Annotated in this window: 16 protein-coding genes; 2 read left to right on the top strand and 14 right to left on the bottom strand. The window is 41.8% G+C overall.

The window, feature by feature from the left end; translation table 11 throughout:
• Window positions 1-30 precede the first annotated feature (30 nt).
• Genes G4D82_RS01210 through surE form a run of 4 tightly spaced genes read right to left on the bottom strand, consistent with a single transcriptional unit; the run spans window position 31 to window position 2,896 of the window.
• Complete coding sequence (locus tag G4D82_RS01210) at window positions 31-672, bottom strand: C40 family peptidase (protein ID WP_235924279.1); 642 nt, start codon at window positions 670-672, stop codon at window positions 31-33.
• A gap of 31 nt (window positions 673-703) precedes the next feature.
• Window positions 704-1,825: a lipid-A-disaccharide synthase gene (lpxB, locus tag G4D82_RS01205; protein ID WP_166333586.1), complete on the bottom strand. Its 1,122-nt coding sequence runs from the start codon at window positions 1,823-1,825 to the stop codon at window positions 704-706.
• An 11-nt stretch (window positions 1,826-1,836) separates the two neighbouring features.
• The gene (locus tag G4D82_RS01200; protein WP_166333584.1) at window positions 1,837-2,109 is read right to left on the bottom strand and encodes a hypothetical protein; all 273 of its coding nucleotides are present in this window, start codon (window positions 2,107-2,109) and stop codon (window positions 1,837-1,839) included.
• A 4-nt stretch (window positions 2,110-2,113) separates the two neighbouring features.
• Entirely contained in the window at window positions 2,114-2,896 is a 783-nt protein-coding gene (gene surE, locus G4D82_RS01195; RefSeq protein WP_166333581.1) for a 5'/3'-nucleotidase SurE, read from the bottom strand.
• 270 nt (window positions 2,897-3,166) lie between these two features.
• On the opposite strand from surE, the gene G4D82_RS01190 reads away from it, so the two are divergent.
• Window positions 3,167-5,389, top strand: coding sequence for a carboxy terminal-processing peptidase (locus G4D82_RS01190; RefSeq protein WP_166333580.1), 2,223 nt, complete (start codon window positions 3,167-3,169; stop codon window positions 5,387-5,389).
• Window positions 5,390-5,465: 76 nt separating this feature from the next.
• Here the strand turns inward: G4D82_RS01190 and rodA are convergent, their stop codons facing one another.
• The 6 genes from rodA to purH form a co-directional block, all read right to left on the bottom strand.
• Window positions 5,466-6,722, bottom strand: coding sequence for a rod shape-determining protein RodA (gene rodA / locus G4D82_RS01185; RefSeq protein ID WP_166333578.1), 1,257 nt, complete (start codon window positions 6,720-6,722; stop codon window positions 5,466-5,468).
• 5 nt (window positions 6,723-6,727) lie between these two features.
• The gene (gene mrdA, locus G4D82_RS01180) at window positions 6,728-8,668 is read right to left on the bottom strand and encodes a penicillin-binding protein 2 (RefSeq protein ID WP_166333576.1); all 1,941 of its coding nucleotides are present in this window, start codon (window positions 8,666-8,668) and stop codon (window positions 6,728-6,730) included.
• Entirely contained in the window at window positions 8,665-9,171 is a 507-nt protein-coding gene (locus tag G4D82_RS01175) for a rod shape-determining protein MreD (protein ID WP_166333573.1), read from the bottom strand. Before G4D82_RS01175 ends, mrdA begins: the two co-directional genes overlap by 4 nt.
• On the bottom strand, window positions 9,164-9,991 hold the full coding sequence (gene mreC, locus G4D82_RS01170; protein ID WP_166333571.1) for a rod shape-determining protein MreC: 828 nt from the start codon (window positions 9,989-9,991) through the stop codon (window positions 9,164-9,166). The genes G4D82_RS01175 and mreC overlap by 8 nt, the downstream gene beginning before the upstream one ends.
• A gap of 72 nt (window positions 9,992-10,063) precedes the next feature.
• Window positions 10,064-11,092: a rod shape-determining protein gene (locus G4D82_RS01165; protein WP_166333569.1), complete on the bottom strand. Its 1,029-nt coding sequence runs from the start codon at window positions 11,090-11,092 to the stop codon at window positions 10,064-10,066.
• A gap of 56 nt (window positions 11,093-11,148) precedes the next feature.
• A complete protein-coding gene (gene purH / locus G4D82_RS01160) occupies window positions 11,149-12,675 on the bottom strand; it encodes a bifunctional phosphoribosylaminoimidazolecarboxamide formyltransferase/IMP cyclohydrolase (protein WP_166333567.1) in 1,527 nt (508 codons plus the stop codon).
• A 161-nt stretch (window positions 12,676-12,836) separates the two neighbouring features.
• Between purH and G4D82_RS01155 the strand changes: the two genes are divergently transcribed.
• Window positions 12,837-14,093: an ABC transporter permease gene (locus tag G4D82_RS01155; RefSeq protein ID WP_166333565.1), complete on the top strand. Its 1,257-nt coding sequence runs from the start codon at window positions 12,837-12,839 to the stop codon at window positions 14,091-14,093.
• A 66-nt stretch (window positions 14,094-14,159) separates the two neighbouring features.
• Here G4D82_RS01155 and G4D82_RS01150 read toward each other — a convergent pair whose 3' ends face one another.
• The 4 genes from G4D82_RS01150 to accD all read right to left on the bottom strand — a co-directional run bounded on the left by G4D82_RS01150 (window position 14,160) and on the right by accD (window position 19,709).
• Window positions 14,160-16,232, bottom strand: a complete 2,073-nt coding sequence (locus tag G4D82_RS01150; RefSeq protein WP_166333563.1) for a hypothetical protein — start codon at window positions 16,230-16,232, stop codon at window positions 14,160-14,162.
• Between the two features lie 5 nt (window positions 16,233-16,237).
• Window positions 16,238-17,599: a tail fiber domain-containing protein gene (locus tag G4D82_RS01145; protein WP_166333561.1), complete on the bottom strand. Its 1,362-nt coding sequence runs from the start codon at window positions 17,597-17,599 to the stop codon at window positions 16,238-16,240.
• 67 nt (window positions 17,600-17,666) lie between these two features.
• Complete coding sequence (locus G4D82_RS01140; RefSeq protein ID WP_166333559.1) at window positions 17,667-18,710, bottom strand: T9SS type A sorting domain-containing protein; 1,044 nt, start codon at window positions 18,708-18,710, stop codon at window positions 17,667-17,669.
• A 144-nt stretch (window positions 18,711-18,854) separates the two neighbouring features.
• Entirely contained in the window at window positions 18,855-19,709 is an 855-nt protein-coding gene (gene accD, locus G4D82_RS01135; RefSeq protein ID WP_166333557.1) for an acetyl-CoA carboxylase, carboxyltransferase subunit beta, read from the bottom strand.
• Window positions 19,710-19,741: the final 32 nt, after the last annotated feature.

Genomic DNA, 19,741 nt, shown 5'->3' with positions numbered 1-19,741 from the left:
TATAGAAATTTAGTTAACGCGCCAAAAAATTTATTCTAAAATGCGATTGGCTTGGGTAAAAGTTTTCCCGTAGTAAGGTTCTTTGGTCGAAGAAATAATGACCCCTTTTTGGGTCGAAGAATGGATGAACTTGATTTCCTCTTCGTTAATTTCAGTGACCATTCCGACATGATTGATGACTCGTCTTCCGTTGGTTTTAAAGAAAATCAAATCACCTTTGCGAATGTCGTCTTCATTGAGTTTGCGACCGATTTTGGCCATATCTACCGAGGAGCGCGGCAAGGTAATGTCGAATTTTTTAAACGTGCTGTAAATCAAGCCTGAACAATCATAACCCTCCGGTGTGGTTCCGCCCGATCGATAACCCGCGCCCAATTGTTCTGAGGCCGAATTGATGAGTTGGCGCACCAAATAACTCGAATCATCTACACTGATTACAAGGTCATCGTCATTTTTGTCGTTAATTCGATTGCCGGAAATGGTCGCCTTTTTGGGTTCTATTTTGGCTGCGACGCTTTTGGGTTCTGCATTGGCTTTGGCCGCAATTTTTATATTGGCGGGTGCCCGGTAAACTCCTTTTTTGATCGCTTCTTCTTTAGAAGTGATAATCGGTGAGGTCGTTTTGCAGCTTGCTAGAATTAGCAACAGTAGTAATGGAAATATTCGTTTCAAAGTTTGTTTTGGATTTTGTTGGGCAAATATACTAACGAGGGGCTTTGAGGTTTCGTACAATTTGGGCTGCAGTTTTCTCACTGGCGCCACGTCCGCCAAGCTTTTCTTCCAAGGCATCGTATTGCGCGATGAGTTGTTTTCTGTATTCAGGTTCAAGTAGTTGCTGCAATTCAGTTTTGATGTTTTTTGTGTTGCATTTGTCTTGAATGAGTTCAGTAACTACTTCGCGATCCATGATGAGGTTCACCAAAGAAATGTACTTCAGGGTAATAATTCTTTTGGCAATTTGATACGATGCCCAACTGCCTTTATAACAAACCACTTCGGGCACTTTGAACAAAGCGGTTTCCAAAGTGGCCGTCCCGGAAGTCACTAAAGCGGCACTGGCATGGCTCAGCAAATCATAAGTTTTATTGGCGATGAAATGCACGTTTTTGTTCTCAAGAAAAGGTTCGTAGAAAGCGCGCTCTTGACTCGGTGCTCCGGCAATGACGAATTGGTAATCTTTGAAATCGTCCACAACACTTAACATCACTGATAACATTTTCGTGATTTCCTGTTTGCGACTTCCGGGTAGCAAAGCAATGATGGGCTTTTCTTCTAGTTGGTTTTCAGCAATGAATTCCGAATGACTTACTGTTTTGCGATTGTGAATTGCATCAATCAACGGATGTCCGACAAAACTCACCGGAAAATGGTGCTTGTCTTCATAAAACGCTTTTTCAAAAGGCAAAATCACGTACAAATAATCAAAATCGCGCTTCACGGCAGCAATTCGGTTTTCTTTCCAAGCCCAGATTTGCGGCGAGATATAATAATGTGTCGGAATGCCTTGGGTTTTCGCCCATTTCGCAATCCGCATATTGAAACCTGGATAGTCGATGAAAATAATGGCGTCGGGTTGGAACTCGGCAATGTCTTTTTTGCAGAACTTAATATTGCTCAGAATGGTCTTCAAGTTAAAAAGCACTTCGATGAAACCCATAAATGCCAGTTCGCGGTAATGCTTGACTAATGTGCCGCCGGCTTGTTGCATCAAATCGCCACCCCAAAACCGGATATTGGCTTGAGGATCTTGCTGGTAAAGTGCTTTCATCAGGTTCGATCCGTGTAAATCCCCTGAAGCTTCCCCGGCTATAATATAGTATTTCATCGGCAATCGATTTAAATGACCAAGGTGATAATCGTGAGTACAAACATACCCAAAACCACTCCGCGCGCCATGAGTTCTTTATTCATTTTGAGCAGCACAAAGAACAAGGCCAAATTGACCGCAGCGCCTAAAGTGATAATTTTTCCGAGTAAGCCATGTGATTTGTAAAACATAAAGCCACTGACGAAATCCAGTCCGGCGACGAATTTTATAAAAATAAAACTACCCAGCAGTGAAGCCAAAACCGCCAGCAACATTCCGATGATTAAATCGCGGTATTTCATGGTTTTAATTTGAAGTATCGTTTAATTTCCAACTGTTCAGAGTTTGCATCGCATGGTGCGCCGTAAGGTCGAATTGCACCGGTACGACCGATACATAGCCATTTTCCAGCGCCCAAAAATCGGTATCTTCGCCCGAATCCTGATTCACAAACTCGCCGGTCAGCCAATAATAATCTTTGCCATAAGGCGTGGTTCTTTTGTCGAATTTCTCGGCCCACATGGCTTTGGCCTGACGACAAATTTTAATGCCTTTGATTTGGCTGGTTTCCAGTTTAGGAAAATTTACATTGAGCAGCGTGCCCACGGGCAGACCATTCTTTAAAACTTCTAGTGCAATTTTTCTAACAAATCCTTTAACCGGTTCAAAGTTAGCGTTCCAATCGTAATCCAACAGCGAAAAACCAATGGCCGGAATGCCTTCAATCGCCGCTTCAACGGCCGCGCTCATCGTTCCTGAATAAATCACATTAATCGAACAATTCGAACCGTGGTTGATGCCCGAAACGCATAAGTCGGGTTTGCGGTGCAAAATTTCATTAACGGCCAGTTTTACAGCATCGACGGGTGTTCCCGAGCAACTGTACTCCAGAATTTTAGCATCGGCAGCCGACACTTTGTTCAAGTATAAAGTGCTGTTAATCGTGATGGCGTGGCCCATCGCACTTTGCGGTTTGTCGGGCGCTACCACGACTACTTCGCCAATTTCCGCCATGACTTGAATCAGTGCCCGAACGCCAGGGGCTGTAATGCCGTCGTCGTTGGTAATTAATATTAAAGGTTTGTTCATTTTTCAGAAGCTTATCCGGCTATCCGTTACAATCTTTTTTGCGTCGGTGCAAGGTGGCACATATACAAATCAGGGGCGCAAAAAAGGATTTTCACTGCTATCCGGGCTAGGGTTTTTAGGATGAATAAGAAGCTTTCATCGGTTCAAATAATTCGTCGCAAAAATAGGCATTTTTAACCGGAAGTTGTTACTTTAGCATCTTTAACAAAAAATTAGCCCTTACACCGAAGCGACGCATACGATTTTGTGTAATTTAGTTCAAAAAAATTAATGAACACCTTAATTCAATATATGAAGAGGAATTATAAACTAGTATTGGCAACCTTAGTGCTGTCATTGGGGTTGTTTGCTTTTACCACGGCATTGAAACCCAAAGGAGATCCCGAGAAAGACAAGATGTTGCTCGAATTACTCACTTTCGTGATTGAGCGTGGGCACTACGATCCGGCAGTTATCGACGATCAATTTTCTAAAGGCATCTACAAAGATTATATCGAGGCACTAGATCCGTCCAAAAGATTTTTCATCCAATCTGATATTGACGAGTTTGCGAAGTACGAAACCCAACTCGACGATCAAATCAAGAACAAAGATTTATCGTTCTTCAACCTGACTTATGAGCGCTTGATGAAACGCATCGATGAAAGCAAAAGTTTTTACAAAGACATTCTTGCTCAGCCTTTCGATTACTCGGTCAAGGAAGAGTTCAACACAGATTACGAAAAGCTGCCTTATGCCAAAAACGCCACAGAATTAAAAGACAAATGGCGCAAACAAATCAAACTTTCGACGCTTTCTTCATTGACTGACAAGCTCAAAATGCAGGAAGATTTGAAAAATGGTATCAAACCAGAAGAAAAATCAAAAGAAAAAACCACGGAGAAAAAAGCCGAAGAAAAGCCCGAAGCGCCCAAATCTTTCGAACAGCTCGAGAAAGAAACACGAGAAAGTTCTTTGAAATCACTTAATGAATACTTCGATTTTATTGGTGACTTAGACCAAAACGACTGGTTTTCAGTATATGTAAATGCCATCGCGACCCGTTTTGATCCGCACACTAACTATTTTCCACCTGATGAAAAAGAGCGTTTCGACGTAAGCATGAGCGGAAAATTAGAAGGCATCGGTGCTCGTTTGCAAAAAAAGAACGATTACACCGAAATTTCTGAACTCATTTCCGGTGGCCCGGCTTGGCGCGGTAAAGAACTGGAAGCCGGCGACATCATCATTAAAGTAGCCCAAGGCAACGCTGAACCGGTTGAAGTCGTTGGAATGCATCTGGACGATGTAGTTAAGAAAATCAAAGGCCCAAAAGGGACCGAAGTGCGTTTGACTGTGAAAAAAGTAGACGGCACGATTAAAATCATTTCCATTATTCGCGATATTGTTGAGATTGAGGAAACTTACGCCAAATCGAGTGTGGTAGAGAAAAACGGAATCAAATACGGAATCATCTATTTGCCCAAATTCTATATCGATTTTGAGAACAACGACAGCCGTGATGCCGGAAAAGATGTAGCTATCGAGGTAGATCGTCTCAAGAAAGAAGGTGTTCAGGGCATCATCATGGATTTGCGTGATAACGGTGGTGGTTCATTGAAAACGGTAGTCGATATTGCTGGTTTGTTTATTGAAGACGGACCGGTAGTGCAAATTAAATCAGCGGGCAGAAAACAAGAAGTGCTTTATGATCGTGATAAGAAAATCCAATGGGATGGCCCTCTAGTGGTCATGCAGAACAGTTTCTCTGCTTCGGCTTCAGAAATTTTTGCTGCAGCGATTCAAGATTATCGTCGCGGAATTGTCATCGGTAGCAAACAATCTTATGGCAAGGGAACCGTGCAAAATGTAATTGATTTGAACCAATTTGTCAGAGGAAGTAGTGTAGGTGATTTAGGCGCATTGAAAACCACAACTCAGAAATTTTATCGCATTAATGGAGGTTCGACGCAACTCGAAGGAGTGAGCAGCGATGTGGCGATTCCCGATCGTTATGCGTACCTGAAAATGGGCGAACGCGATATTGACAACGCCATGCCTTGGGACAAAATCGAACCCGCTCAGTTTAAGTTCTGGGACAAGCAAAATAACTTTGATGTGGCCATAGATAAGAGCAAGAGACGCGTGTTAGAGAACCCAAAATTCAAACTCATTGATGAGAATGCGCAGTGGATTGATCAACGCAATAAAGAAAATGTCTATAGTTTGAACATCGATCAATTTAAGGCCGAGCAAAAAGCTATCGAGGAGAAATCAAAAAAATACAAATCGATCGCTGACTACAAAAATTCGTTGGCATTCAGTTCGCTTGCAGAAGAGAAAGAACTCATGAAAACAGATGCTTCTTTAAAAGAGAAACGCGAGAGATGGCACGAAAGCCTTTCGAAAGATATTTATGTAGAGGAAGCCATCAATATCCTTGACGATTTGCAACCCAAAACGCTAGATAAGAAGGAAGTCAAGATTAAAAAAGACAAATTGGTCAAATCTTAAGATGATTTTGGTACTACAAAAAAACCGCTGTTGCATAAATCAGCGGTTTTTTTATGTTAAGTATTGTTATTCTCAACTACCATTCATTGACCTTATTGGCATCCATTTTCAAGAAGATGAATAGCAAAATAGTGAAACCCCAAAGCCCGGAGCCACCGTAAGAGAAGAAAGGTAACGGAACTCCAATTGTAGGGAAGATACCGGCCACCATCGCAATATTAACAAAGAAATGGATAAATAAAATACAGGCAACACAATAGCCGTACACGCGACTGAATTTCGTTTTCTGCCGTTCAGCTAAATAGATAATACGGAAAATCAGTCCGACGAATAATGCCACTACTGCTAGTGAGCCCAAAAAACCCCATTCTTCGCCCACAGTAGTGAAAATGTAATCGGTGTGTTGCTCAGGAACGAAGCCGCCTTTGGTTTGCGTACCCTCGAGAAAACCTTTCCCGAACCAGCCGCCTGAACCAATAGCAATTTCAGATTGGTTGGTGTTGTAACCGATGCCTTTCATGTCGACTTCTTTGCCAAGTAAAATATTAAAACGATCTCGGTGATGTTGTTTAAAAACCGATTCGAAAACATAATCTACCGAGAAAACAAACCCTGAAATCATGACCATTGCGATGGCACTAGCAATCCAGTTGCGGTCTACTATTCGGCTTCTGAAATAAATTAGTGTAGTCACTCCGGCGGCAATTAAGATAACAGCCCAAGGCTCTAGAACTAACGCGAGCACAAATAAGATAATTGCGATAAATCCAAGCCATAAATACCAAGGTGGCAAGCCTTCGCGGTATAATACAAAAAACAGAGACATGAAAATAAGTGCACTTCCTGGGTCATGAACCGCAATGAGCAGCACTGGTACAAAAATAATAGCGAGTGCTTGAATTTGTCGGTTGGTGTCTTTGAGATTCACTTGCACATCGCTAAGATATTTTGCTAAAGCCAATGAAGTTGCAGCTTTTACAAACTCTGAAGGTTGTAACCCGAAAGCGCCGAACGAATACCAGTTGGCCTGACCTTTAACGGTTTTTCCGAAGACAAACAAACCCGCCAGTGCAAACAAACCAATGACATAAATAATACCTGAGAATTTTTCGTAGAACTTTCCTTCAACTGATAAAACAATAAAAATCAAAGGAATTGCAAGTCCGATACTAAATAATTGTTTGCCATAGAATTGTGATAAGTCGAGAATGGAATTATCTTCAGACAAAGACAAAGACGACGAATAGATGTTGAGCCAGCCCATAATGACCAGTACTATGTAGATAAATACACTCATCCAATCGAGATTATTGGTAACGCTTTGGTTCTTCATCTGGGTTAGTTTTCCGTTGCTTCTTCTGGCGTTTTGGCTTCTTTGAGTTTTTCGTCGGGATTGCTCGGGACTTCGGCTTTTGGTTTGAGCAACAAACTGTCGACTTCTTTTTTACCGGTGTATTTGGCATATTCTCCTTGCAAACTGCCTTCGAGCATGCGTTTTTCAAGATCGGTTCTCGTAATTTTTTTCTTGATGTATTTCTCAATCATCAAACTCGTAATGGGGCCAGCCCAACGGGCACCCCAATACCCATTTTCTACCAAAACAGCGATGGCAATTTTCGGATTATGTCTAGGGGCAAACGCCACAAAAATCGAGTGGTCTTGAAGTTTGACACGTTTGCCATTGATTTTAGTAAAGTTCTCGGCGGTACCGGTCTTTCCACAAATTTCGATGCCTTCAACTTGTAAAGCGTGTGCGGTTCCCAAATTGTATACATCGAACAAACCGTCGATGACCGGCTGGAAATATTTGCGATCCACAGTGGTGACGTGTTTGGTGCGGAATTTCTTGTCGATTTGTTCGCCTTTGATCGATTTGATGATGTGCGGCGTATAGTAAAACCCATGATTGGAAACCGCTGCCATCATATTGGCCAATTGTATCGGCGTCATGAGTACTTCTCCTTGACCAATTGCGTTAGACACGATAGCGGTACTTCGCCAACCACCGTTCGGATAAATTCGTTTATAGGTTTTCGACGTAGGTGCTTTTCCGCGTCGTCCGGTAGGTAAATCATAACCCATGAATTCACCCAATCCGAAGCTTTTTAAGTGTCGGCTCCAAACATCTACACCATCAGCGGGCCGTACATATTTGTTGATGGTTTTCATGTAAACCGTACCAAAATAGGCATTACAAGATTCGTAAATTCCGCGATGCAATTGCTGCGCACCACCATGGCAGTGGCATTTCATGAACCGCCCGCGCGCGTAACTGAATCCGTGACGGCAATATACTGTTGTATTCTCATCAATTACTTTTTCTTGCAAAGCGATAAGCCCGGTCAAGATTTTAAAAGGCGAACCCGGTGGATATTCGGCCAACAAACCTCTGTCGTATAAAGGCTTGGCAATAGAATCATGATACAGTTTGGTGTAGTTTTTTGAGCGTTGACGACCTACTAAAATTGCTGGGTCATACGATGGAGCAGTGACCAAAGCTAGGATTTCTCCGGTTTTAGGTTCAATCGCAACAATACCGCCTCTTTTGTTAATCATGAGTTCTTCGCCATATTTCTGCAATTCAGCATCTATCGTTAAGTGAATGTCTTTTCCTTGAACAGCGATGGTGTCGTATTTTCCTTCTTTGTAAGAACCGATTTCACGATTGTATTTGTCTTTTTGGATGTATTTCACGCCTTTAATTCCGCGTAAAACCGTTTCGTAACTTTCTTCAACTCCTTGTTTTCCGAGCAAATCGCCGCTATTGTAGTAAGGGTTTTTGGCAATGGTTCGCTCATTGGCTTGGGTAATGAATCCGAAAACATTCGCACCAAACTTCACCTGATAATCGCGCAAGGAACGTTTTTGAATGTAGAACCCAGGAAACTTGCGGATTTTTTCCTGAAAAGCAGCAAATTCCAACTTATTGAGTTGCGGCAAAAATACCGAAGGAAGCCTCGGACTGTAGACTTTCGCTTTGGCCACGATCCTGATGAAATCTTCCTTTTGAATGCTGAGCAACTTACAAAATTCTAAAGTGTCGATGTTTTTCATCTCACGCGGAATGACCATGATATCGTACGAAGGCTGATTGGCCACCAAAAGCACACCGTTTCGGTCATAAATATAACCGCGTTCCGGATAATCGTACTGGATTTTAATGGCGTTGTTCTCTGATTTGAGTTTGAAAGAATCATCTACGATTTGCAGGTAAAAAAGCCTTAATACCAGCAGTATCGTCCCTATGATGATTACAGTCGGCAATAGTACTTTTCTCATCGTCTGCTGGGCTTAATTAGGTAGATGATAATAATGCACATCAGTAAGGTGAACAACGTGCTGAGGAAGGTTTTTAAGATAATCTCAAGAATAAAAGTCATTCTAAAAACCTCCAGTAAGAACAAAGTAAAATGGTGTAAAACTACCGCGATAAGCAAAAATGAAAAACGCTCTGGTGTGAGTACATCATTGAGCTTCACGGTTTGGTATTCGTAACTCAACCCAAAAGAGAATTTAAAAATATAAGGTCGGTAATAGGCCAAAATCAAGCAAGCTGCAGCATGAACGCCGCCGGAATTGCAGAACATATCGAGAACCAATCCCAAAAAGAAACTCGCCAGTAACAACCCAATTTTGTTTCCGTTTACTGGATACAAAATAATAAACAAAATGTACGGATACGGATTAATATAACCCAGAAAATCCATATTGTTGAAAATAAGAATTTGCGCCGCTAAGAGCAGTATGAACCGGGCGATATTGACCAATACAGCACTATTCATTATTAGTCTGTTTTTTTTGTAATTGAATCATTTCGTCGCGGTCTTTGCTCTTGATAATGTAAATATGACCCAGATTGGTCATGTCGTTGAAGAGCTTCACATTCAGCGTATAATAATTGGTCTTATTATCGATATAAATCTTGTCAATGGTACCAATTCCGATGTTTTCAGGGAAGATTACTGATTGTCCGCCCGTTACAATCGTGTCGCCTTTCCTGACCGAAGCCAGACGCGGTACATCGATGAGCTGCACAAATCCGGTACTTTTTCCGTTCCAAACCAAAGAGCCAAAGTGGTTGGTCTTTTTTATCTTGGCGTTGATTAACGATTTGACATTGAGGATACTGATGACCGTGGCGTAATTTTTTGAAGTTTTGTCTACAATTCCGATGATTCCAGAGCTATTGATTACGCCCATATCAGGCTTTATACCTCTTGCGGAACCGCCTTGAATGGTGAGGTAATTTTCGTAAACGCTATAGGAATTATGAATGACTTTAGAAACAATGATATCGTCTGCACGCACGCCTTTAATAGAATCCAAACGGGCAGGCGGAATAGAATCTTTCGTATTGAAGATGATGCTTTTTAATCGGGCGTTCTCCAGAGCCAGCTCGTCGTTCTGTTTTTTCAAGTTCAAGTATTCGCTGACCGAATTGATTTGTTCGTATACACCACCACTGAGAAAATTTGCTGAACTGATTACTTTGCTTCTGTGATAGGAATGCGATTGTACCGTGAAAGTTAACGATACTACCAAAAGCAGCAAAAACAGCAATCGATAGCTGTTTTTAAATATAAAAATGAATATTTGCTGCATTTCCTAAAGTATAAATATAAAGCTCGGTTTTATAGTTTCGGCGGATTGGCTGACTAGTACAGCGCCCGGCTATTATTTAATCAGGATACTTCTGAACTTAGGAATGTTCTTTAAAGCCATTCCGGTACCGCGAACTACAGCTCTGAGCGGATCTTCAGCGATGTAAACAGGCAAATCTGTTTTTTGAGAAATTCTCTTGTCCAGACCGCGCAGCATCGAACCACCACCGGCCAAATAAATTCCGGTGTTGTAGATATCGGCAGCCAATTCGGGCGGTGTTTGCGATAAGGTTTCCATTACCGCGTCTTCAATACGTTGGATTGATTTGTCTAGCGCTTTGGCGATTTCGCGATATGAAACATCCACTTGTTTTGGTTTACCGGTGAGCAAGTCACGACCTTGAACCGACATATCGTCTGGTGCCGTTTCAAGTTCTTCCAAAGCAGCTCCAACGGTAATTTTGATTTTTTCAGCGGTGCTTTCTCCAACAAATAAGTTGTGTTGGGTTCTCATGTAATACACAATATCGTTCGTGAAAACGTCACCGGCGATTTTTACCGATTTGTCACAAACAATACCGCCCAACGCAATTACAGCAATTTCGGTAGTTCCACCACCAATATCGACAATCATATTTCCTTTAGGTTGCATGATATCGATGCCGATACCGATTGCAGCAGCCATAGGTTCGTGAATCAAATAAACTTCTTTACCGTTAACGCGCTCACAGGATTCTTTTACCGCGCGCATCTCTACTTCTGTAATTCCCGACGGAATACAAACTACCATGCGAAGGGCAGGAGTGAACATTCTTTTCTTGAGTGCCGGAATCGATTTGATGAACATCGAAATCATTTTTTCCGAAGCGTCGAAATCGGCGATAACCCCATCTTTCAGCGGACGAATGGTTTTGATATTCTCATGCGTTTTACCTTGCATCATGTTGGCTTCCTTCCCGACGTGGGTAATTTTACCGGTGATTCTATCTCGGGCAACAATCGACGGGCTGTCGATGACCACTTTGTCATTGTGGATGATTAAGGTATTAGCGGTACCAAGGTCTATCGCGATATCCTCGGTCATGAAATCAAAAAATCCCATAAGTCTTTTAAGGGTTTATAATGGTTATATAATTTTAACGGACAAAGTTAAACAAATTAATGTTTAAAATGACGCGTGCCTGTAAATACCATGGCAACTTTATTTTGGTTGCAATATTCAATGCTCAATTCGTCTTTGATCGAGCCGCCGGGCTGGATAACTGCCGTAATGCCAGCTTCTTTGGCAATCTGCACGCAATCCGGAAACGGGAAAAAAGCATCGCTCGCCATGACGGCTCCTTGCAGTTCAAAACCGAAAGTTTGTGCCTTTTCGATAGCTTGTTTCAAAGCGTCAACGCGCGAGGTTTGACCTGTTCCTGAAGCTATCAAAGTTTTGTTTTTGGCCAGCACAATGGTGTTCGATTTGGTGTTTTTGCAAATTTTCGAAGCAAACAATAAGTCTTCTATTTCACTTTCGCTCGGCGCTGTTTGGGTAACGGTTTTTAAATGTGCTTTATTGTCGGTGAGGTTATTTCGGTCTTGCACCAGCAATCCGTTCAGGCAAGTACGTACTTGGGTTTGCGGCAAATCCACTTCATTTTGCACCAGAATAATCCTGTTTTTCTTTTCTGATAAGATGGCGATGGCTTCCGCATCAATGGCTGGAGCAATAACTACCTCGCAGAATAACGCATTGATTTCAGTTGCGGTAGCACTATCGATATTTTGGTTGGCAATCAAAACACCGCCAAAAGCTGAGGTCGGGTCACATGCCAAAGCCGCTAAGTAAGCTTCTTTTATTGAACTTCTTGTCGCCAAGCCACAAGCGTTGTTGTGTTTTAAAATAGCGAAAGTAGGCGCGTCGTTTTTAAACTCGAGAATCAAATTGACCGCAGCATCTACATCGAGCAGGTTGTTGTAAGACAGTTCTTTGCCATGCAACTTCTTGAACATCGCCTCAAAATCGCCAAAGAAAAAGCCTTTCTGATGCGGGTTTTCACCGTAACGCAAAACTTGTCCGTCAGCAATACTTTGTTTGTAAATCGCATCGTCGGTGTTAAAATAGTTGAAAATTGCCGTGTCATAATGCGAGGAAACATGAAACGCCTTACTGGCCAAAAGCCTTCTATTTTCGAGTGTGGTCGCTCCATTTTGTGACGAAATCAAATCGAGCAATAAACCATATTCGTTCATCGAAGCCACAATCACAGTGTCTTTGAAGTTCTTCGCAGCAGCCCGAATTAGAGAAATGCCACCGATGTCGATCTTCTCGATAATCTCGTTTTCTGAAGCGCCAGACGCGACGGTTTTTTCAAATGGATACAAATCGACAATCACCAAATCAATTTGCGGAATGTCGAATTCTTGCATTTGCTGCACATCAGACGGATTGTCTTGACGGTTCAAAATACCGCCGAAAATTTTGGGGTGCAAAGTTTTTACTCGTCCGCCCAAAATCGACGGATAGGAAGTGATGTCTTCCACAGCAACGACCGGAATGCCTAGGTTTTTAATAAAATCTTCTGTGCCGCCGGTAGAGTAAATTGTTACGTTTTGTTCGTGCAGTTTTCTCACGATAGGCTCCAAACCGTCTTTAGAAAAGACCGAAATCAGTGCCGATTGGATGGTTTTTGTTGTGCTCATGTAGTAGTGTTGTTTTTCAAAGCGCAAAAGTAGTTTTTTGGAATGATAATCCGTCAGGTCGTTGTAACAATATTTTAAAAATTCGCACCAATGGGCCAATATTTTTTCATTAGGTTTTTCTCGAAATAATCTTGAATTTTACTTCACAAAAATAAAGCGCTATGTTGGTCTATTTTCGATTGCTCAAAGAGAGTTTCAGTTTTGCCATGAATGCGCTGCGCACCAATAAACTCCGCACTTTATTATCGTTGCTCGGAGTAACCATCGGGATTTTTTCTATTATCGCTGTTTTAGCTGCTGTGGATTCTTTGGATCGTAAAATCAAAAGCGATTTGAGCACACTCGATAAAAATACGATGTACCTCACCAGTGTTTGTTTTGGCCCGACCGATATTCCGCGATGGAAACTGGAGCAATTTCCGAACGTGAATTACGAAGAGTATCAATATCTAAAGTCGGTGGTGAATCATGCCGACTTTTTTTGCTACCAGTTTTTTGCACCAACGGAAAGCGTGAAATTTGAGTCTAAATCGGTTTCGGATGTGAATACGGTTCCGGTGACTTCGGAATTTGTTGATATCCAGCGCATGGAATTTTCACAAGGCCGGTTTTTCAACGAAGCCGAATCCAATTCCGGAAAACCAGTAATCGTGTTGGGTTTTGAAGTAGCTAAAAGTTTGTTCGACCAAAGCGATCCAATCGGTAAAACCGTTCGTATTTATGGCCAACGATTTACGGTGATTGGCGTGACTAAAAAGAAAGGCGATTCTAGTATTGAAATTGGCGGCGGCGATGACACTTCCGCTTTTCTACCGAGCAATTTCGTTCGCAGGCTCTACGGCGAAAAGAACGATTCGATGCTTCCGGTAATCATCATCAAACCAGAAAAAGGCACTGATATCGACGAGCTGAAAGCCCAGATTGCCCAAAAACTCCGTAATTTCCGCGGTGTGAAATCAGACCAGATTGATAATTTCTTCATCAATATCTTGTCAGGTTTTACCGATATGATTGACAATTTAGTAGGTCAAATGAATGTCATCGGTTGGATTATCAGCGGTTTTTCACTGCTGGTGGGCGGCTTCGGGATTGCCAACATCATGTTCGTTTCGGTGAAAGAACGCACCAACTTAATCGGAATTCAGAAATCGCTTGGAGCCAAGAACAAATTCATTCTTTTCCAGTTTCTGTTCGAGTCTGTAATACTTTCAGTGATTGGTGGAATTGTCGGATTGCTTTTGGTCTGGATTATTTCGCTGGTCTTAACCCACGCGCTGGAATTCGAATTCGTTTTGGGTTTCTGGAATGTGGTTTTGGGAACCAGTCTTTCGGCTTTTATCGGATTGTTGTCTGGCGTGCTTCCGGCGATTTCGGCTTCTAGGTTGGATCCGGTGGAGGCGATCAGGACGGGGATGTGATTTTTAATAAGCATATTATATTTGAGCGCAGCAATTAATCTACTGGACTTTTTAGGTTGCTAGAGGCTATGGCTCTTTAAATATGGCCATCTGGTATAAGTTCTCTCTTTCTATGTTTTTGACAATCAATGTAATGCTGCCATCGCTATCCATTGTATAAGGGCCAGTTCCAGTAGGTGTATAGGTGTTCGGATAGCGATAAACATCTTGATAATCAATTTCAGGGATATTTTCATATTCATTAGCTGCTGACTCAGTTTCGTCATCCGGGTTTTTAAGTTTTTTTATTCTGATTTTGAAATGAGTGCCTTGGTTTGCCCCAGGCATTATAGCAGTCAGATTGTTTAAGTTTATTTTGTAGGCGCCATAGGGTCGTGTGCCTTCGGGATCTGTGTATCCGAATAAAACTTGAGCATAATGTGTTTCAGTCGGGGGATTAACATTTGTGTTATTCGCTATAACAATACTTCTGATTTCTTCATTATAGCTTTTTACCCGTTTTTCCACACCATCTGAATACAATTTATAAACCCACCAATTCGGTCTTTTTTGACCTTCTCTATTGAATAAATTGGTTAATCTGTTATCGAAGCCTGAAGCCCTGTTGTCTGGGTCTACCTGCCAACTAGATTTGCTTGCGTGATCAACTCCTGCCTGTTCGAGTCCTCCCAAATAGTATGCTTGAATTGCCGGATTATGTCGATAACTCTCCCCAACAATTTCATTGATGTCGATCGACTTTATGTTCAATTTCTTGTATTTTGGATTGTTCATAAAATTATCGCGTATAAAAGACACGTGCTCGCGGAGGTGTGTGATGGCATTACTATCCAGAATATAGTCTAGCTCGTGCCAAGTGACAACATTGACTTCCAGTGGTTCCGGATTTCCATTTTGATCTTTATGATTCAAACAATAGTCAAAAAATTCCCTAAAATGCGTTTCATTGAATATAGCAAAACTGGGTCCGGCGCATTCTGCATCAGGATGAGTATTTTTGAAATCTTTGAATTTGTTATAAAACATTGCGTAGGTCTTAAAGAAATTTTGCTTTTTCTGTTCTGGCCAATATTTCAGATTTTCTCCACCAATGATATGCCATTTGTCAGGTTCTACAGCTAAGTTGGTATCTGTAGTTGTATCTTTTGACTCCCAAAATTCGTAATAATCCGGCTCATTCCAACATTCCCAGATTATGCCGGGCTTGTATGAATGTCCATGGGCGTCCGGCTCATTTCCCCATGCGAACCATTTGTTCAAAAGATTATTGTACATAGTTTGGGAGTAATTGTCTTGGCCGGGGATAATAGTGGTAGGAACTTCTTTATAAGGACTGTAGTCTCCACAATCGTAGGTTACTGGCACACCATTTTCAATAACGGTGTTGAGAACATAGCAGTGTTTGCAATCTTGTTCAAGTGCGTCTGGTTGCGGATTACCACCGACTGGCCAATTTGGAAATTCATTTTCGTAACGAAACCCACCTGAATCCGCTGTAGAATTCCAGCATCTGGTAGCCCAACTGTCGGAAAGAACCATATGAACACGACCAGATACCGATTCTACGCTTCCGTTCATGGTTCTGGTCAAGTCATAGGCGAGTTGGTATTTTTGTGGCCGGCCCTGACGGAATAATTTAGGCTTTAAGGGAATGATTTTATTCTCAACGTCTTCTATCGGATAGGTGTTGTAAAGATTCGGATTAGTCTCCTTTGCTTCCTCCCAATTGCTCAATCCGTGCAGAAGCCCCGATAAAGACTTAGCGGCAACCGTCTCATTGAAATCAATAAAAACATTATCCAAATAAGGAGTAGTAGGGCAGGCCGGCGTGGAGGTTACGGGGGTCGTATTATACCCTTGCAATTTAATCTTGTTATTTGATTGAAGGATTATTTTAGAACCCTGTGAAAGATTAATCTTCTTGACATATACTTCCGGAAGATTTTGTGTGACTACTTTATCCGCGCGAATGGTTTTATAGTAATCATCTTCGTGAGCCGAGTTGTAGATTGTGTTTGGAAAGTTCCAAGTGGCGCAATCGTTCCAATAACCATCCTGAACCGCGACGTTGTTGTGTATGGTTTGCGCTTTGGCCCAACTTGTCAAGAGCAAAAGCAACAGAGAAAATCTGGTTTTCATGGCTTTTATCTTTTTTGAAGTGGCATTTGGCTTTTTAACTCTTCTACTTCTTTCTGAAGTTCTTTGATGGCTTCGACCAGGGCCGGAACCAATTTGGCGTAGTCAATCGATTTTGATTTCATCTCGTCGTCTGCCGTATAGACTACTTCAGGATAGACTTTCTCTACTTCTTGTGCAATCAACCCGATATCGGTGCCGGATTTGAATTTCTTGTCAGGGAATTCGTCGCGACGCCAATGATAGGTGTGTCCTTTCAGTTTGGAAATTTTCTCCAATGAATTTTCTAAGGGTTTGATGTTCTTTTTAAAGCGAATGTCTGAAGGGCCTTGAATGGCCAAGGCAGTAATACTTCCATTAACGTCTAATTCTGTGGCCGGATTGTAGTTATTGTTGATTCCGATTTTCCCGTTCCCTTTTATAAAAAGCCGCCCCTGATTTTCGGTACCATCAAAGATTACCAGTCCTCCAGCAGTTGGATTTGGGGTCGTCGCCCCATTCAAAAGCCCTTCACTGCTGATAAAGTAATTGTGGCCTCCATTGGCTCTGAGTCCTAATTGCGCTCGTTCTTTTTCTATGCCATCACACATCACATCCAAGTCCGCCATTGGATCATAGTTATTGTTTCCGATTCCAATCTTACCTTCAGAAGAAATGAAAAGCCTTGATTTACTTACTTCCCCATCCCATATCATAAATGAATTCGGCTTATTTGGCCCGTCACAATTGTTACCACTAGAACATGTGCCGTTAGAGCTTAAAAAGTATTTGTGTCCGCCATATGTTCCCAGAGCGATTTGTGCTCTAGAGCTAAATTGCCCGTCGTTCCAAATGTCAAGATTTGTAGTTGGACTTTCAATTCCACCAATGCCTACATGTCCGAAAGGATTGATTATAAATCTATTAGCTCCGTAGTCATTGCCATTGAAAGCGCTATTGTCCCAAAGCATAAATGACCCAGCCGTATTGGCATTCTCAGTGCCCAAGCTGGCAATAGCCCAATCGTGACCTGCTTTTGAAACGCCATTTCTCGAATAATTTCTCAACCCTATTTCTGTACTGTGGCTATCTTTGCTGACAATATCCAACGTGGCCAGAGGGAAAGTAGTCCCGATACCTACCCTGGAGCCTCTTTCTTTACCGGCAACATTTCCGCAATTGTCTTGAAAGTCTTCGTAAAAAACAAAAGTGTTGAAATCACTATAACCATTAGGGTCACTGCCAGGACGAATATCGTTCATCGAACTACCCCCATTGATTTGTAATTGAACGCACGGAATGATATCGGTCGGGTTATCCCCAATTTTCACCTGAGCGGATACTCGGACAATTCCTAAGATTGCGGCTAAAAATAAAATCGTTTTTTTCATGGTGTATGTGTTTTAGTTAGAGCTACTTTTTGAGAGACTCTTTGGTTTATAGTTGATCAAAGCAAGTTTAATTTTGAATGATAATTTTTTTGCCGGCAAACAAATCGGAGTGATTGGCATCTTTGAAAGACAAGTGGTATACTCCGGAAGCCAGTTGTGAGGTGTCAACAGTGTTACTATTGTGACCCGGTTCAACTAGCAAGGGCTGCGTCAAAACGACTTTTCCTAGTAAGTCATATAAATAAACATTGGCAATCCCCGTGTAGTCAATAAGGTAATTTAAAGTCAAGCAACATGATTTGATGGGATTGGGATATACCTTGACATAAAAAAGAGTATTATCTGAATTGTTTTTTGCATTGACAATGCTGTTAGTATTTGTGTCCTCAAATGTTAAATTTGGCACAAAACTTCCTTTTTTTCCGATAGCCAAAGCGGTGTAACCCGGGCCCACTTCACAAGAAATAATCCCGTTTTGAGGGGATGCATCGCACAAACATTCCCATCGGTTGTTTTTCCAGCCTGCCAATCTTAAATCAGGATTGTCAGAGTTTTCAAGCGTATTTACTTTAACTATAATGCTTCCCTCAGTATTTGTGGACCGCCAATCCCAGAACCCTGGGCTCCGGATGCTACTTAGTCCGTATAAACTATTAATGTCGTGGATGCCCTCTTCTGGGGGAGTTAAGTCCTCAAAAGGCTGCATTCCGTTAAGTTCCAATAATTCATTTGAAAGCCAAGCGACAGTAACACTTTCACCATCAATTTCTTTGTCCGTTTCCAGAAAATTCCTTCCGAAAGGATCTCCAATTGGAAAAACATGTTTATTGAAAGGAAACTTTGCATAATGTTTCACGTAACCTTTGACCCATTTACTTGGCTCGCTCTCCAGTTTGATTACTTCTCCCTCAAAAATAAAACTAGCGTTTCTGTAATTTGAATAAGTGCCAAAGTCTAATCCAAGCGAGGTTCGCCAGCCGTAATCAGAAACGACTGTTTTGAGGTCGAGACGGTCGAAGTTTACCATTTCTGAGTCGTCAAACACTCTATTTTGTGCTGAAAGATTGTAATAAGAAATAATGGTAATAAATAAGTAGAGTATTTTTTTCATGGCGGTAACGAATTGATTGTGCATTTGTTGAAACTAAAGGTAGGAATTGTTTTAACAATAATTTATGTTTTTTTTTTTTTAACAGCAAAAAAAACTCGGGACAATTCCCGAGCTTCTGTTTATGAGCTTTGTGGCTATGTATGTTTATCTCACTTCCTCATTCAAAATCAAATCAAGATATAAGTTGATTTTGTCTTTGAGCTCTTTTCTTGGCGTAATGAAATCCAAGAAACCGTGTTCTAAAACGAATTCTGCGGTCTGGAAACCTTCGGGCAAATCTTTCCCGGTAGTATCTTTTACAACCCTTGGCCCTGCGAAACCGATTAGTGCTCCGGGTTCTGAAATATTCACGTCGCCCAACATGGCGTAAGAAGCGGTGGTTCCTCCGGTGGTCGGGTCAGTGCAAAGAGAAATATAAGGGATTTTGGCTTCGGCCAATTGCGCCAATTTTGCTGAGGTTTTAGCTAATTGCATTAGCGAATACGCCGCTTCCATCATACGTGCGCCGCCCGATTTGGAAATCATCAAAAACGGAATTTTGTGTTTGATCGAGTAATCAATTCCGCGCGCAATTTTCTCACCCACCACAGCACCCATCGATCCGCCAATGAACGCGAAATCCATACAGCAGATGACGATATCTTTTCCTTTGGATTTTCCTACAGCCGTGCGCACAGCGTCTTTGAGTTTGGTTTTTTCCATAACCTCTTTCAAACGATCGGAGTACTTTTTTGTATCGACAAAACCGAGCGGATCTTTAGAGGTCATTTTGGCGTCGAGTTCCTTGAATTCGTTGTTGTCGAATAAAATCTGGAAATACTCTGCGCTTCCGATCCTAACGTGGAAGTCGTCTTCCGGGCTCACCCAAAGGTTGCGCTCGAGTTCGTCGGCATCTACAATTTTCCCGGTGGGCGATTTATACCAAAGTCCTTTCGGAACGTCTTTTTTGTCTTCGGTTGCGGTGGTAATCCCTTTTTCTGTTCTTTTAAACCAAGCCATGTTTTTTAATTAACAATTAATAAATAATAATT

Origin of the sequence: Flavobacterium lotistagni (assembly GCF_011392125.1) — a bacterium.
GTDB lineage: Bacteria > Bacteroidota > Bacteroidia > Flavobacteriales > Flavobacteriaceae > Flavobacterium > Flavobacterium lotistagni.
The sequence above is the reverse complement of the archived record's forward strand: the minus strand, read 5'-3'. Positions and strand labels throughout refer to the sequence as shown.